Annotated in this window: 14 protein-coding genes and 1 pseudogene; 10 read left to right on the forward strand and 5 right to left on the reverse strand. The window is 71.7% G+C overall.

Translation table 11 applies throughout. The annotated features are described in order from the left end of the window. Positions 1-145 precede the first annotated feature (145 nt). Positions 146-883: a TetR/AcrR family transcriptional regulator gene (locus IE241_RS10750; protein WP_190021449.1), complete on the reverse strand. Its 738-nt coding sequence runs from the start codon at positions 881-883 to the stop codon at positions 146-148. A 96-nt stretch (positions 884-979) separates the two neighbouring features. On the opposite strand from IE241_RS10750, the gene IE241_RS10755 reads away from it, so the two are divergent. From IE241_RS10755 to IE241_RS10765, 3 genes are read left to right on the forward strand one after another with little or no spacing between them, the layout of a single operon-like run. Continuing rightward, entirely contained in the window at positions 980-1324 is a 345-nt protein-coding gene (locus tag IE241_RS10755) for a darcynin family protein (protein ID WP_190021450.1), read from the forward strand. Between the two features lie 38 nt (positions 1325-1362). Then, positions 1363-1749: a hypothetical protein gene (locus tag IE241_RS10760; RefSeq protein WP_190021451.1), complete on the forward strand. Its 387-nt coding sequence runs from the start codon at positions 1363-1365 to the stop codon at positions 1747-1749. Continuing rightward, the gene (locus IE241_RS10765; protein ID WP_190021452.1) at positions 1746-3302 is read left to right on the forward strand and encodes a multicopper oxidase family protein; all 1557 of its coding nucleotides are present in this window, start codon (positions 1746-1748) and stop codon (positions 3300-3302) included. The genes IE241_RS10760 and IE241_RS10765 overlap by 4 nt, the downstream gene beginning before the upstream one ends. 57 nt (positions 3303-3359) lie before the next feature. On the opposite strand, the gene IE241_RS10770 is transcribed toward IE241_RS10765, so the two are convergent. Then, positions 3360-3911 (reverse strand): RICIN domain-containing protein, encoded by a 552-nt coding sequence (locus tag IE241_RS10770; RefSeq protein WP_190021453.1) that lies wholly within the window; start codon positions 3909-3911, stop codon positions 3360-3362. 133 nt (positions 3912-4044) lie between these two features. After that, entirely contained in the window at positions 4045-4608 is a 564-nt protein-coding gene (locus IE241_RS10775; protein ID WP_190021454.1) for an N-acetylmuramoyl-L-alanine amidase, read from the reverse strand. A gap of 141 nt (positions 4609-4749) precedes the next feature. On the opposite strand from IE241_RS10775, the pseudogene IE241_RS34945 reads away from it, so the two are divergent. From IE241_RS34945 to IE241_RS10805, 7 genes and pseudogenes are all read left to right on the forward strand, one after another. Continuing rightward, positions 4750-5019 (forward strand): annotated as a pseudogene (locus IE241_RS34945) (LysR family transcriptional regulator); the annotation flags it as partial. Positions 5020-5154: 135 nt separating this feature from the next. After that, the gene (locus IE241_RS34150; protein ID WP_229899079.1) at positions 5155-5649 is read left to right on the forward strand and encodes a LysR family transcriptional regulator substrate-binding protein; all 495 of its coding nucleotides are present in this window, start codon (positions 5155-5157) and stop codon (positions 5647-5649) included. A 160-nt stretch (positions 5650-5809) separates the two neighbouring features. Further along, a complete protein-coding gene (locus IE241_RS10785) occupies positions 5810-6781 on the forward strand; it encodes a LysR family transcriptional regulator (protein ID WP_190021456.1) in 972 nt (323 codons plus the stop codon). Between the two features lie 209 nt (positions 6782-6990). Next, on the forward strand, positions 6991-7173 hold the full coding sequence (gene dmpI / locus IE241_RS10790; protein WP_190021457.1) for a 4-oxalocrotonate tautomerase DmpI: 183 nt from the start codon (positions 6991-6993) through the stop codon (positions 7171-7173). Between the two features lie 285 nt (positions 7174-7458). After that, entirely contained in the window at positions 7459-8346 is an 888-nt protein-coding gene (locus tag IE241_RS10795) for a DMT family transporter (protein WP_190021458.1), read from the forward strand. 185 nt (positions 8347-8531) lie between these two features. Continuing rightward, a complete protein-coding gene (locus tag IE241_RS10800; protein ID WP_190021459.1) occupies positions 8532-8678 on the forward strand; it encodes a hypothetical protein in 147 nt (48 codons plus the stop codon). Positions 8679-8808: 130 nt separating this feature from the next. Then, complete coding sequence (locus IE241_RS10805) at positions 8809-11367, forward strand: SpoIIE family protein phosphatase (RefSeq protein ID WP_308433666.1); 2559 nt, start codon at positions 8809-8811, stop codon at positions 11365-11367. Here the strand turns inward: IE241_RS10805 and vph are convergent. Continuing rightward, positions 11358-12233, reverse strand: a complete 876-nt coding sequence (gene vph, locus IE241_RS10810; RefSeq protein ID WP_190021460.1) for a viomycin phosphotransferase — start codon at positions 12231-12233, stop codon at positions 11358-11360. The two genes, IE241_RS10805 and vph, sit on opposite strands and share 10 nt — an antisense overlap. 46 nt (positions 12234-12279) lie before the next feature. Continuing rightward, complete coding sequence (locus IE241_RS10815; protein ID WP_190021461.1) at positions 12280-14898, reverse strand: MXAN_6230/SCO0854 family RING domain-containing protein; 2619 nt, start codon at positions 14896-14898, stop codon at positions 12280-12282. Between the last annotated feature and the right edge of the window lie 173 nt (positions 14899-15071).

Genomic DNA, 15071 nt, shown 5'->3' on the forward strand with positions numbered 1-15071 from the left:
CATCATGGCTTCCGGTGCCGGTTGAGTGTCGGCGCGGCAGCCGCCCGTGTCGGGCTCCGTTCATTGCTTCAGTGGACATGACCGCCGACCTGGGCACTGAAGTTTCCGCTGACAAGGTCGGCGGGCGTTCCCGTTGCAGAAGACATCAGAAGACATCAGAAGACATGCGGCCGGCAGTGTCGCCCAGGGCGGTCAGGATGTCGTCGAGGGTGTGCTCGAAGAGCGGTTCGGGGTCGGTGAGGGCGAAGTCGAGGTGACCGAAGACCTCCACGGCGACCGTCCCGTACAGGCGGGTCCAGCAGGCGACGAACACGTAGATGACCTCCAGCGGTACCGGTTCGCCGGAGAGGTGCTCGCGCACCTCCTCCAGCTGCGCCACCCAGGCGGCATCGAGGCCGGCGGGCGGGTGGACGGTTCCGCCGTGCCATAGCCGGACCATGAGCTCGAGGATGACGCCGCCGAAGCGCCAGCCGGAGTCGTGGGCGACCGTGCCCGGAGTGGTGTCGGCGTCGGTGACCGGCTTGGCGAACAGCAGTCCGAACTCGCGGGGGTTGGCGAGTGCCCAGCGGCGCAGTTCGCGGCACACCTCGCGCAGTTGCCGTCCGGGCCCGGCGGACGGGTGGCGGTCACGCGCCGCGGCCAGGGCGACGGCCAGTTCGTCGTAGAGGGACGAGGTCAGCGCCTGGATCAGGTCGCGGTGGCCGGCGTAGTAGCGGTACAGGCCGGGTGCGGTCATGCCCATCTCGCGGGCGATGGCCCGCAGCGTGACGGCGCCGGGCCCTTCCTCGACCAGTAGCCGCCGGCCGGTGCGCAGGATCTCCGCCAGGGCCTCCTCACGCACCCGGTGACGGCGGCCGGTACGGGTTCCCGCAGTGCTGGACATCGGGCTCGGCCCGCCTTCCCTTGACAAAGTTAACACCTATCACTTTAGCTCCTCCTCGAAAGTTAACGGTGTTCACAACTGCTGCGGGGAGTTCTCATGAAGTACGGCATCGTCTTGACCTACACGGTCACCGAGCGGTGGCTGACGCTGTCGCGCGAGGGGCGCAACGCGATGCGCGAGGCGCATCTGGAGCCGGTCTTCGCCGCCTACGCCGACCGGGTCCGGGCCCGTTTCTTCGACGCCGAGGCGTTCAGCGGCCGTATCTCGGACTTCGTCGTGCTGGAGACCGGGGACCTGGGCGCGTACTACTTCCTGATCGAGGCCCTGCGGGACACGCCGGTCATCGCCGAGGGGTACCTCACCTTCGGCGAGGTCTTCCTGGGGGTCGAGGACGGCTTCCACCAGTACGAGCAGGTGCTGGCCGGCGGGGCCGGCCGGTGACGGGGCGCAAGCGACATCAGCCGCGGTGGCCGATGCGTGTGCTACGGGCTGTTGCGGTGGCGGTGCTGCTGGACACGCTCGTGCAGGCCGCGCTCGCCGGGCTGTTCGTCACCGGCGATCTGGACCTGCTCACCTGGCACGCTGCCAACGCGAGCGTGCTCAGCGCCCTGACCGTCGCGGCGCTGGTGGTGTGGCGGCGCCTCGCCGCCCCGGGCTGGCCCGCAGCCGCGGGCGCGGTGCTGGTGGCGCTGGTGAGCGTGCAGCAGGGGCTCGGCGAAGCCCGCGTGCTGGCGGGCCACATGCCGCTGGGGATGGCCGTCTTCGGCTGCGCGACGGCCCTGGCGTACTGGGCGTTCACCCACCGCACCGGTGCCGCCGGGCAGGCGGGACAGCCTGTGACGGGGGTGGCGGGGGTGACCGAGTGAGGCGCCTGAGCCGACGGGGGCTCCTCGGGCTGGCGGCGGGGGCCGGGGCAGCGGTGACCGTGGGGGCGGCGGGCTGGTCCCGCCTGGCCGGCGCGTCCACCGGCCGGATCCTGGCCAGTAAGGGGCCGCTGCCCAAGCCGTTCGGCGTCCCCCTGCCGGTGCCGCCGGTGGCCCGGCCGGTACGCAGCGAGCGGGGCGCGGACGTCTACGAGGTCGAGCAGCGCGAGGGCCGCGTAGAGATCCTGCCGGGCCGCAAGACCACGGTGTGGGGGTACGACGGAATCTTCCCCGGGCCGACCTTCGCCGCCCGCTCCGGGCGCAGGACCGTGCTCCAGGTACGCAACAGCCTCACGGTCCCGACGGTGACGCACCTGCACGGCGGCGTCACCCCGCCGGAGTCCGACGGCTACCCCACCGACCTGCTGCTACCCGCCCGCTGCTCACCCGGCCGGGCACGCGAGGCGCACAGCGGCATGGCGAGCGCCCACGAGGGGCGGGTCGCCGTGGGCTACCGCGACTACGAGTATCCGTTGCCGCAGCGGGCCGCGACACTCTGGTACCACGACCACCGCATGGACCACAGCGCCCCGCAGGTCTGGCGCGGCCTGGCCGGCTTCTTCCTCATCGGCGACCAGGAGGAGGACCGGCTCCCGCTGCCCGGCGGCAAGCGCGACATCCCGCTGATGCTGTGCGACCGGTCCTTCGAGGAGGACGGCTCGTTCCGCTATCCCGCCCACGGCCACGGCCACGACGCCTTCCCCGACGGGGTACTCGGCGACGTCCAGCTCGTCAACGGCGCACCGTGGCCCGTCCTGGAGGTGTCCGCCACCCGCTACCGCTTCCGCCTCCTCAACGCCTCCAACGCCCGCCGCTACCGGCTCCGGCTGGGAGCCGAAGGGGGCAGGGGCGGGCGGTTCGTCCAGATCGGCAGCGACGGCGGCCTGCTGGACGCCCCCCGGCCGCTCGACACGGTCGACATGGCGCCGGGTGAGCGGTGCGACGTCGTCCTCGACTTCGCCGGCTTTCCCACCGGCAGCCGGATCACCCTGCGTAACACGGTGGCCGAGGGCAGTATGCGCGACGTCATGCGCTTCCACGTCGTCCGCAAGGCGCGGGACGACAGCCGCATACCGGCCCGCCTCACCGCCTCCTTCGACAAGCTCACGCCGAGCAAGGGCATGCCGGTGCGGGCCTTCGACTTCCGCCGGACCGACACCGGTGAAGACCGGCAGATGTGGACCGTCAACGGCCGGCCGTTCAGCACCGACACCGTGCTGGCATCCCCACGCCTGGGCAGTGTCGAGCGGTGGCGCTTCAGCAGCGACTTCCACCACCCCGTCCACGTACACCTGGCCCAGTTCCAGGTCGTCGCCCGAGGCGGCAGACCGCCGGCCCCGGCGGATGCCGGCTGGAAGGACACCGTGGACGTCCGCCCGTACGAGGTGGTGGAAGTCCTCGTACGGTTCACCGGGTACAAGGGGCGCTACATGCTGCACTGCCACAACCTCGAACACGAGGACATGGCCATGATGGGCAACTTCCAGGTCGTCTAGCGAGAACCCGAGCCGGCCACCCGCCCTTCGGGCACCTTCAGGCACCTTTAGGCACCTTTAGGCTGGGGTGATCCTCCACATTTGATTGTTTCCGCCCCAGCAGGTCCAGTTGTGGACATTGGCGCCGTTCACATTGCCAGGGCGGGTGTCCACGTCCAGGCACTTGTTGTTGTGCCGTGAGATCACGTAGTAGTAGCCGTCACCGATGTAGTCCAGCCGCCACTGCTGATTCGCGCCTCCCCAGCAGTGGTACTGGTGGACGTTGCCTCCGTAGTCGCCGTTGGCCGCGCGGGTATCGACATCCAGGCACATATTGCTGTGCTGAGCGGTGATGTAGTAGTAGCCGTCACCGGTCGGCGCGAGTTTCCAGTGCTGGTTGGCGACGCCCACGCAGTCCCACTGCTGGATGTTCGCCTCATCGCGGTTGCTGCCACCCGCGACATCGAGGCAGCGGCCGCTGTAGCGGGATGTGAAGGCGTTGTACGTGTCGAACTGCTGCCCCCCGGCGGCGGGTCTCGCGCCGGGGGCGGCGGCGTCGGCGACTCCTGTGGATCCCAGCGTGGCGGTCAGTGCTGCCACGGCGACGACGAGCCAACTGCGATCGCGCATGTTCTCACCCTTCTCGACGGACCATTGCCGTCACAGTGGCCTGCGGAAGCGCGGCTCAGCAGCACCGAAACCAGCCGAAGTGCGGCCACGGCCATCGGCCATCGGTCGGCAATCATGACCTACGGCCTACGGCCTATGGCTTGCGGCCCAGCCCGGCCCAGAACGCTGACACGTCGGTCCAGGGGAAGAGCGGTCCCGGGTCGATCCGCCGGTGCACCTTCACCTCGGAGCGGTCTGCGGCCGGAACCAGGGCGGTATCGAGGTCACTGTGCCGGTACAGCTCGGTGAGGCGGGGGCATTCGCTGTGCAGCGTCCTGAGCACCTCCAGGAGGGACTGCACCTGTGCGGCCGGGAACGGCTCGGTCGGGGTCTGGTGGTCGGCATCGAACCATCGGGGGTATCGCCCGCGGTTGATCAGTTCGATGCCGATCGACGAAGTGTTGTGCCCCCGGACGTGTTGTGCGACGCGTTCGAGCGGGACGAGTTGATGCACCGTACCGTCCCGGTCGATGTACAGGTGCCCGCACATCCCGCGCCCGCTCTCGCTCTCCCGCGCTGTCTTGTCGGCCTCCAGCAGCGCCTCGTCGAAATCGGGCAGCTCGGTGGCGTGCAGCACGACCGCGGTGATGGTGTCGAGACGGCGCTCGGGCAACCGGTGGTGCCAGCTGACGAGGTGCGCGCGGCCATAGCGTCCCATGGGACCCGACTCTACGAGCCCCGGGAGGCTGAGCGGCAGAGGCCGGTGACGGGATCAGCGGGTGATGAGGGTCAGGACCAGCCCCGTCAGGCCGGTGACCAGGCCCGCTACGGCCTGCTTGCGGCCGGCGCCGTTCATGCGGTGGGCGTTGGCCCATCCTGTGGCGCCCAGGATGAGGGCGGGGATGGGGGTGGTGCCCGTGATGTCGCGAACCGGCGGGGCGAAGGCGCCGACGATGGAGATGGCGCCGTAGGCGAGGGCGAGGGTGGCCAGGCCGTTGAGGGGCCCTTTCGTCGGCGGGGCGGGAATCTGCTGGCCGTCGTCGAGACCGGCTCCATCACCGACGCCGCGGCCCGCCTGTTCGTCGCCCAGCCCACCCTCTCCCAGCAGCTCAAGAGCCTGGAGCGCACGGTCGGCACCCCGTTGCTGGAGCGCACCCCACGCGGCGCCCACCTCACCCCTGCCGGCCGCGCCTTCCTCCCCGGCGCCCGCCAGGCACTGTCCGGTGCCGAGCGGGCCACCGGCGCCGCCCGCGCCGTGGCCGGGATGGTCCACGGCGAACTGCACCTCGCCGCGGTCCTGAGCGTGGCCCTGGGCGTGGTCCCGTCCGTCCTGGCCGCCTGGCACCGGCAGCACCCCCACATCGATGTGGTCCTGCACGAGTACGCCGGCCTCGACTCCTTCGCCCGTGCCATGACCGAGGCGACCGCCGATGTGGCCATCGGCCCGCTGCCCGAGAACTGGGACGGCCCTCACCACCCTTTGGGATCCGAAGAGTTCGTCGTCCTCGCCCCGCCCGGAGATCCCCTGGCACAGCGCAAGACCGTGCGTCTGGCGGAGCTGGCCGACCGCCGCTGGGTTCAGTACGGAAGCTCGCACGGCCTGGCCGGGACCGTCGAACAGCTCTGCGCCGAGGCCGGGTTCACCCCCCACGCCGCGACCCGCCACCACGCCCGCCTGATGCCCGAGCACCTCGCCGGGCGCCTGACCGGGCACCCGGCCGGGCACCTGGACGGACACCTGGACGGGCAGCACCCCTAGGCGTGCCCAGGTCCGCGATCGTGTCGGTCCAGGCGTCGTCGAGGCCTTGGGCGTCGCCGGCGGCCCAGGCGTCGGCGATGCGGTCCCAGCGGCGCACGTTCCATGCCGGTGCGGCAGGATCGACCGAAGGGACCTGGGAAAAGGGAAGACGGGGAGACCGGTGGAGCTGCGTCAGTTGCGTTACTTCGTCACGGTGGCGGAGGAGCTGCATTTCGGACGGGCGGCGGAGCGGCTGGTGATCGGTCAGCCGGCCGTCAGCCAGCAGATCCGGCGACTGGAACGCGAGCTGAAGATCGAGCTCTTCGACCGGACGCCCCGGCTCGTCCGCCTCACCACGGCAGGGCAGGCCTTCCTCCCCGCAGCGCGCGCCGTCCTCGCGGCAGAGGACTCCGCCCGGGCCGTGGCCGCAGAGCTGACCGGCGGCGGCAGCGGCATCTTCCGGCTCGGCACGATCACCGGGCTCGGCGAGAGGCTCGACCGCGTACTGGAGACCTTCAGGGAGCATGCACCGGGTGTCCGGGTGGAGTTGGTCGCATTGCCTGTACGCGAGCGCCTCGCGCGGCTCGCCGACGGTCGTCTGGACGCCGTCTTCGTCCGGGGCGGAGCGCCGGCCTCCGACGGCGCATCGGGGCAGGACGGCATAGCCCGGAACGACATGACTCAGGGGGACGGTGACGAGCTGCCGCGCCGCCTGCTCTGGGAGGACGAGCTGGTGGCGGCGGTGCCTGCCAGGCATCCCCTCGCCGAGCAGTCGACAGTGAGTTTCGCCGAGCTTGCGGGGCTGCCGTTGCGCCTGACCGAGCGCCGTCATCACCCGTCGCTGGTCGACCTCGTCCTCGACGGCTGCCGGAGGGCGGGCTTCGAGCCCATTCCGGGGCCCGTGTTCGGCAGCCTCCAGGACACTCTGGCGGCGATCGGCTCGGGCACGCCGATGTGGACGGTGGTCTACGCCGGCAACGCCCGGCTGATGCGGATGCCGCGAGTGGCCTTCGTCCCCTTCTCCGAGCCCGGGCTGCGGTTGCCCGTCGAGCTGGTGGTCCGGGGCGGCGCGTCCTCCCCGCTCGTCGGCCTGTTGCAGGATGCCGTGGCGGATGCCCGGCGCCCGGGCGGCGGGGCGCCGCCCGCTGTCTGACCAGCGACAGCTGACCAGCGCCGTCGGACCAGCGACGGCGGCTCAACAGCACCTGCCCTTCAGCGATCAGCGATCAGTAATCGTGATCGCTGCAAGAGCCATTCGGGTCTGGGTGGGCACCCGCCCTGCGCGATGAACTGTCTCCAGCGACAAAACGCACCACACCGGAATCACCGGGCCGGTGCGGCACTCTCATCAAGGAGCACATCATGCCCATCGTCACCATTCAGCAGGGTCCCCGTGACATCGAGCTCAAGCGTGACCTGGTGGCCCGCGTCACCGACGCGTTCGTGGACGCCCTGCAGATTCCCGCCGAGGCCGTGCAGGTGTGGATTCACGAGGTTCCGGCCGACAGCTGGGGCGTGGCGGGCAAGCTGACCGCCGACAAGTAGGGGCCGTTCGTTCCTTTAGGCATTATTCGCCCCTTTAGGTGCCGTTCGTTCCTTCCGAGCGGGGCCGGCCGGGGTCGGGGGGCCGGCCGGCCCGCGCCCGGTCAGAGGGTGCGGCCGAAGTGGGCGGCGAGCCGGCGCCCGCCCCTCGGCACGACCTCACCGGCACCCGCGTGCCTGCGCGCCTCTTCCCCGGTCCGCCCCGCCGTGTGATCGTCTTTCCCACGTGACGGCCGGTGAGGCCATGCCCGAGATACGGACGACGGGTACGGACGACGGGAGGATTGCGTGTCAGCCCTGCTCTCCTCGGCGTTTGCCCTGCTGACGGCCGCGGCCAACGCGACGGGGACGGTGCTCCAGCGCATCGGCGCGCGCACCGTGCCGCACGGTGACGCGTTCAGCGTGCGCTTGATCCGGCATCTGGTGCACAGCCCGGCGTGGCTCGGCGGGATCGCGGTGATCGTGGGTGCTGCGGGGTGCCAGGCGCTGGCCCTGAACCTCGGGTCGCTCTCGCTCGTCCAGCCCATCCTCGTGACGGAGCTCCCCTTCACTCTCGTCATCGCCTGTGCGTTCTCCCGCCGTCGCCTTTCCGCGACCGGCTGGGCCGCGTCCCTGATGGTGGCCTCCGGGCTGGGGCTGGCGCTCGTCGCCGCCGCGCCCTCCGGCGGCCACGGTCAGGTCTCCGCCGGAGTGTGGGCCCTGACCCTCGCCGCCACGGTGGGCGCCATGGCGGCCTGCGTCATGGCGGCCCTCACCAGGCCCCGGGGCATGGCCAGGGCTGCGCTGTTCAGCTCCGCGTCTGCCATCGGCTATGCGCTGACTGCCACCTTGATGACGACCGCCACCGACGTCTTCGAACGGCAGGGCGCCGGGGCGTTTCTCACCTGCTGGCAGACGTACGGTTTCGTCGCCGCCGGCGCCCTGGCGCTCTTCCTGCTCGCCAACGCCATGGAGTCCGGGCCGCTGGTGGCCTCTCAGCCGGCCCTCACCCTGGGTGAGGCGCTGGTCAGTCTGGCCCTGGGCGGCCTGGTGTACGGCGAGCGGGTACGGACCGGCTGGTGGCTCGTCCCGGAGGGGGTGGGTGCGGCGCTGGTCACGTGGGGCGTCATGCTCCTCCCCGGGGTCGAGACGGAGGCTGATGCGTCGGCGCAGGCCGATGAGTCGTCGGCCGGCTGAGTTGTCGGTCAGGTGAGTTGCGCAAGGCCACTGCATGCGCCGTTCAGCGCGCTGTTCACCAACTGCCGCACCGACGCAGCCGTGCGCGCTCCAGAACCGTGCAGTAGCAGTACCTGACGGCCTCGCATGGACATCACCGCGTGGCCACCGGGTAGAGGGAAGGTGGACGGCCCGAAGGAGGAGTCATGCCCGGGTTGATGGCGCGCATCAAGCAGTTCACCCGCAGTCCGCAGGGGCGGCGGGCCATCGCGTCGGCCCGGCGCGCCGCCGCCGATCCGCGCAAGCGTGCCCGGGCCCGCAGGCTGCTCGGCCGCCTGCGCGGACGCCGATAACGGCCCGTGCACCGCGCCGACCGTAACGGGTCGACCGGCCGGCCCGCTCAACACGGTCAGCCCGGTCAACTCATCGGAAGATGGGATACAGAAAAGCCCCGCTCGGGGCCGTCTGTGCCATGCTCGGGGCGTGACCAGCGAGTCTGACCAGGACCGGAAGTCCACTGTCGTGCCCCAAGTCGCCGCGCTGGCAAAGATGGTGGCGAAGCTTCGGGCCGAGAACGAGCGGCTGGAGCGCTTGGCGTCCACGACCGCCGTGCTGGAGCGCGCCAAGGGCGTCGTCATGGCGCAGACCGGCTGTTCCTCGGCGGCAGCGTACGCGGAGTTGACGCAGCGTGCCCGGACCGGTGGCCGTACGCTGGCGGAGGAGTGCTGGATCGCCCTCGGCGAGATCCCCCGGGGCAGGTTCGTCCCCACCGCCCGGAGGCCCCCGGAGAGCCAGGACGGGTCACCTCCTGAAAGATCGTCTCCTGACGGATCGCCTCACGACGCGTCACCTCCCGACGGATCACCTCCCGAGGGATCCGTCTTCGACTCCGCCCGGTACACCCGCCACTCGACGCCGCGAGCGGCCGGCCGTCGGTCGCGGACGGAAGCGGACCTCCTGAGCGGCCTCGGTGAAGCCCTGGCCGGCGTCACGGGTACGCAGGAGCTGGCCGAACGGCTGCTGGACAACCTGGCCGGGCCCCCGGTCCAGGCCGACGCCGTCATGATCTTCCTGGCCTCCGCCGACGGCACGCTGGAACTCGGCGGGCACGCCGGTACGGGGGCCGCCACGGCGGCTCAGTGGCGGTCCGTGCCACCCGTCAGCGGTATTGCGGCACTGGACGTTGTCCGTACAGGTGAACCGGTCTGGATGGAAGACGTGGCAGAGGCCGCGCGGCAATACCACCTGATCGGGGAATCCGCTCAGCGATGGCCGACCCGGGCCTGGCTCCCCGTGACCAACGGCGAAACCGTCACCGCGGCCCTGGGCGTCCTGCGCACGGTCGGCACCCCCTTCGGCCCCGGCCTGCGCGAGCTGCTGCACAGGGTGGCGCAGCTGTGCGCCGGGAGCCTGCACATGTGCGACGGCTCCTCGGCCCCTCCCCCGGGCCGCGACGCCGAACTCGTACAGGCGGTCTTCGACGCGCTTCCGGGCCCCGCCGCCCTGCTCACCCCGCTCCGGTCGCCGGCAGGCGAGGTCGAGGACTTCCGCATCGACGCGGCCGCACCCCACTCCGTCGACGTCGCGGGCCGGCATGGCCACCAGCTGGTGAGCCTGCGCGTCCTGGAGTGCTATCCCACCATGGCGGGCTCGCCCGCCTGGCACGGCTTCCTCGGAACGCTGGAGACCGGCAGGCCGTACGAGAGCGGTCCGCTCCCCTACGAGGAGGTCGTCGCCGGCGTCCGGCGTCTGTCCACCTACTCCGTACGGGCGGCGAGGCTTGGGAACCGCCTGGTGGTCACCTGGGTCGGCCACGACCCCGCCGACCGGCAGCAGGAGCTGCTGGCCGACCTGCAGCGCCTGGGCAACCTCGGCTGGACGGACTGGAATCTCGTCACCGACACGATCACCTGGTCACCCCAGGTTTACGCCATCTTCGACCGCGACCGGGCGCTCGGCCCGATGACCCTAGAGGAACTCCCGGGCCGTCTGCTGCCCGAAGACCTCCCCGCCTTCGCCCGGGCCGTCCAGTCGCTCCTCGGCGACGGAACGCCCGTCGACCACCCCTTCCGGTGCATGACGGCGACGGGCGTCAAGCACCTTCGCCTGGTCGCCGAGGCGGTGCAGGACGCCCACGGCACCCCTGTGGAGGTACGCGGTTTCGTCCAGGACCTCACGGCCCAGCGCCGCGCCGAGCTGGCCCTGCTGGAGTCCCAGCAGGCCGTCCTGGCCCAGCGCGGCGTCCTGCAGGCGGAACGCACCGTGGCCGCCCGTCTGCAGCACGCCCTGCTGCCCCACCCCGGGCGGTCCTTGGGCCTCGCCGACCTGCAGGTGAACGTCGCCTACCTGCCGTCGCACGACGACCTCAACGTGGGCGGCGACTGGTACAGCGCCGTGGAGATGCCCGACGGGTGCGTGCTCTTCGCGGTCGGGGACGTCGCCGGGCACGGCATCGACGCCGTGGCCACCATGGCGCAGCTGCGCTTCACCGCCAAGGGGATGGTCTTCACCGGCTCGTCGCTGACCGGCGCACTGCACCGGCTCAACACGCTGCTCCTGCACACGCACGAGACGCATGCCACCGCCACCCTGGTCCTCGGCCGGTACGACCCTGCCGACCGGTGTCTGACCTGGGCTCAGGCCGGCCACCTCCCTCCCCTGCTGGTGCGGCGGGGAAAGACGGAGCTCCTCACCCCGCCCGAGGGCATCCTGCTCGGCGCCACGCTGCGGCCCTCCTTCGGCGAGGCCGCATGCCGGCTCGAACCCGGCGACCACCTGCTGCTGTACACCGACGGCCTGGTCGAGCGCCCCGGAGAACACCTCGACGTCGGCTTCGGCCGCCTCGCCGACGCCGCCGGAACCGAGTACGCCAAGGGCGGCACCGGCTCGCTCGACGCGCTGCTGACCCGCCTGCTCCCGGACGAGCAACTCGACGACGTGTGCCTCCTGGACGTACACCTGCCCCCGGAGGGCGGCGGGTGCGGCGCAGGGCCGTCCGGTGCCGGGTCCGGCGCAGGGCCGTCCGCCGGCGCTCAGCGGTAGCCGGCCAGGCCCTCCGCCAGTTCCTCCTCGTCGCCGTCGCGGTAGCCGGAGAGGGCCTGCTGCAGCGCGAACGTGCCGCGGATCGCGGCGACACGGGCGGCAAGTCCGTCAGCGGGCCGATCGCCGCGGGCGAGCACCCGCCCCAGGAAGTCCCGGCCGTAGCTCGCGCCGACGGCCGCGAGATCCTCGGCGGGGTCACCGAGCCCGGCCTCGTCCCAGTCGACGACTCCACTGAGCCGGGGCACTCCGCCGGTGTGCTCCCACAGGACGTTCTCGGCGCCGAGGTCTCCGTGCACCACCGCGCAGGTGAGGTGGGGAAGCGTGTCGAGTGCCGCGAGTTCCCGCTCGGCTCGCCGGCGTCCGCTGCCGGACATGAGAGGGAGCAGCTCCGCGCGCACGTCCGCCGCGAACTCCCGCCACCGGCCTTCCGGTGCACGGGGCAGAGCCGCTCGTACCGTCTCGTCGGTGCCTGCCCGCGCCAGGCCGGCCAGCAGTGAGGCGTACTGCTCCGCCACGGCATCGGCCACGAGAGGGTCGTCGAGCGCGCCGGGCTCCAGAGGTGCGCCGGGGATGCGGCTCAGGACCAGGAACGGCATCTCACTTGCCTCCTCTGCGTCCTCATGGCCTCCGCCCTCGCACAACGGCTCAGGCGTGCGGAAGCCGAGGTCGAGCGCGGCGAGTGTGCGCAGCGTGGCGGCCCGATCCGGCAACCGGGAGGCGACCGCGTCCGTGCGAGGCAGGCACACGACGCGGTCGGAGCCGATGACCACGTGATGGAACTGACCGCGGCGGACGGTTCGTTCAGCCGGTTCGTCGTCCGGCAGCAGCCGGTCCAGCAGGGCACGGTGCGTTTCTAAGATCTCCACAGAACTGAACGCTTCCTCTTTCCACGAGTACGACGGCCGTGCCGGCTCAGCCGAGTGCGGCCACGAGGTCCCCCGCCGTCATCTGGTCCAGCCCGCAGCCGTCCACCGGCCCGGGCAGCAGCCTGTAGACGGTGCCGCTCGCCTGTACGGGTGCGAAGTCGCCCTCGACGAGCGCGAGGAACACCCGGCGGCCGACGCCGACGGGGCCCTGCGGGTCCGCCGGCTCTACGGCGTCCGGTGCCGCGAGGGTCCGTATCCGTGCGGCGAAGAGGGCGACGTCCTCGCCGGGGCCGCGCTCGTAGCGCCACACTTCATGCTCGCGCAGCACGGCCACGGTCGGTGCGCCTGCGCTCGCGTGCCACACGGCCAGGTCCCACAGTGTGGTCCGGCCCGCGGTGAAGTACTGGTGCAGGTCCTTGCCGACCCGGCCCAGGTCGGCGCTGTGCCGGTACACTCTGTGGAATCCCTCGGACGACGGCAGGTGGAGGTCGGTCCACAAGAACGTGCGCCGCTGGAGGTCGACCAGCATCGGCACGTGGATCCGGGACTCGCCGACCAGGTCGTAGCGCTGCCGCACGGTGCGCGGGTCGTACCGGGCACTCCGGGCACCCCGTCCCCCTCCTTCACCCACTTCACTCACTTCACTCACTTCATCCCGTTCGTCAGCCGACGGAAGGGCCATGAACCCCGCGAAGGCGTCCAGCAGTTGCTCGAACGGGATGTTGTTGAAGCTGAACACGATGGGCATGGCGAACCGCACCCCGGCCGCGGACAGACCCGCCAGGTCGAGGTCGGCGTACTCCGTCGCCCCGTGCGGTGCGGGCGCCGACGTCAGGTCGCCCGAGTGGACGGCGGCCCGCTTCCCGTACACGAGATGCGTGAAGTCGCACAGGCCGACGTACTCCCAGTCGGCGTCGAAGAGCGCCACCGACAGGTCCAGGTCGACGCGCGTCTTTGCGGGCTCGGTCCAGTGCAGGAACATCCGCAGCACCGCGCCCGCAGGCAGCGGCTGGGTGCTGCCGCGCGGCACGGAGACCAGGGCCTTGGCCGCCGCGCCCTCGGCGGACGGCACGGCCAGGCCGGCCAGCGCCTCGTCCAGGACGGCGATGTCGTAGCGCTCGGCCTCCCCGTCGCCGAGGCGGCGGAGCACCTCGCGCTCCAGGAGTGCGCAGACTTCTGCGACGGTGGCGGACGGCAGCGGGGCACGGGTGTCGTCGGTCGTGTACGAGTGCGTGACCTGGCCGCGCGGGAAGAACACCCGCCGCTCACCGGGTACGTGCCGGGTCCTCAGCCGCCCGAGGGACGCGAGCAGCGGACCCGGACCGGCCTTGGCCAGTCCGCTCTCCAGCGCGCGTTTGAGGGCCGGGGACGGAACGCCGCCCGGGCAGGAGCGCAGTACGTGGTCGAGGCGGCGCAGCAGTTCGCCCGGACGCCGGGCGAGCAGAGCCACGGCGGCATCCGGGTCACGGCCTGCGAGGGCCTGCTCGACGCGGCCCGGCCAGGTGTTCGCCTTGATGCGGTTGCCGTCGACCCGTACGGCACGCGGGTGTTCGGCAGCGGTGCGCAGCAGTGCGTCGCCGAGCGGACCGGCCGAGGTGTCGGTGGCACGCAGCACCGCGAAGGCGAGGGCGGCCCGCGGGTGGCGCCCGTACTGCTCGTAGGGGTGCAGGATTTCGGCTGCCCGCTTCCACCTCGCCGGGTGGCGCAGCAGGTCCTCGACGAGAGAAGCGGTGTCCAGACCGTCCAGGATGGTGAGGAGGGTGCGGCGCAGCGCCCGGGGCAGCGAGCGGAAGGGCCGCTCGTCCAGAAGGTCTGCCTCGCCGCCCGACCAGACGGCGAGCAGCCGCAGTACGTCGGTGGCGGTCGTCAGCCGCTCCGTCAGCAAGGGGCGTGCGGCCTCGCGGGTACGGCGGTCGAGCAGCAGGGTGCCCATGACCAGTGCTTTGGTCTCGCGTACGGGGATGGCGTCGGGCAGCCAGTCGAGCGCGGGCGGGGCGTGCGCGAGCAGCACCTTGACGTCGTCGCGGTCCTGCGGCGGCAGGGGTGTGCGGCGCGCCAGGAGGCGTTGCAGGGCCCTGGCGGCGTCCGCGGCCGCGTCGACGCCGCGCGTCAGGGGCTGCAACGGGCCGCCGGGCGTCTCGACGGGCCTGGCGGGCGGGGCCGGTTTCAGGAAGGGGTCGGCGGGGTCGGTCCGGCGGTGGCAGATCGGGCAGCCGGAGTAGTCGGCGCCGTCCCAGCACGCGCGGCACACCAGGTGGGCACACGGTGATACGGCCTGTACGGAGCCGTTGGTGCCGCACAGCACGCACGGCTGGTCGGGCCACTGGAGCAGGATGGTGAAGACCCGGTCGACGTAGAGACCGAAGGTGTCGTCGGGGACGGAGACCGGGAAGCTGCGGAAGAGCGGCATGTGGGTGCGGTCGGCGCCGAGTTCGGCGTCGATGAGGCGCAGCAGGTCCTTGCCCGCTTCCGCCAGACCGGTGGGCCCCAGCCAGGCGAGAGCGGAGCGGAGGGGTCCCGTAGGGACGAATCCCCGGTCGAGGAGCTCGGCTTCGAGGGCGACCAGGCCCTCGTCTGTCGGTGCGTCACCGGGGCGAGGCCCGGCGTGGTCGATGTAGACCGTCCGCAGACGGCGGAACAGCACGGGCGCGAGCGACGACGTCACGGACAAACAAAGGCCCCTGGGGTGGTGAAAGGTGCAGAAAGGCGGGGGCGGAGAGTGGGCGCGCTACGGATGTCAGAGAGTGAGAAGGAAGCACGCCTGCGGAGCCGCCCCCGCTGAGCGGCACTCTAGCCGCGCATCGATCATCCGTTCCATCTATTTATTGCGCCTTACTT

The organism is Streptomyces hiroshimensis (genome assembly GCF_014650335.1).
Taxonomy (GTDB): domain Bacteria; phylum Actinomycetota; class Actinomycetes; order Streptomycetales; family Streptomycetaceae; genus Streptomyces; species Streptomyces hiroshimensis.

Excerpts from the sequence above, each read along its gene's own strand:
- IE241_RS10750 (WP_190021449.1), bottom strand. The coding sequence starts at position 883 with ATGTCCAGCACTGCGGGAACCCGTACCGGCCGCCGTCACCGGGTGCGT.
- IE241_RS10755 (WP_190021450.1), top strand. The coding sequence starts at position 980 with ATGAAGTACGGCATCGTCTTGACCTACACGGTCACCGAGCGGTGGCTG.
- IE241_RS10800 (WP_190021459.1), top strand. The coding sequence starts at position 8,532 with ATGCCCGGGTTGATGGCGCGCATCAAGCAGTTCACCCGCAGTCCGCAG.
- dmpI (WP_190021457.1), top strand. The coding sequence starts at position 6,991 with ATGCCCATCGTCACCATTCAGCAGGGTCCCCGTGACATCGAGCTCAAG.
- IE241_RS10775 (WP_190021454.1), bottom strand. The coding sequence starts at position 4,608 with ATGGGACGCTATGGCCGCGCGCACCTCGTCAGCTGGCACCACCGGTTG.
- IE241_RS10770 (WP_190021453.1), bottom strand. The coding sequence starts at position 3,911 with ATGCGCGATCGCAGTTGGCTCGTCGTCGCCGTGGCAGCACTGACCGCC.
- IE241_RS34150 (WP_229899079.1), top strand. The coding sequence starts at position 5,155 with ATGGTCCACGGCGAACTGCACCTCGCCGCGGTCCTGAGCGTGGCCCTG.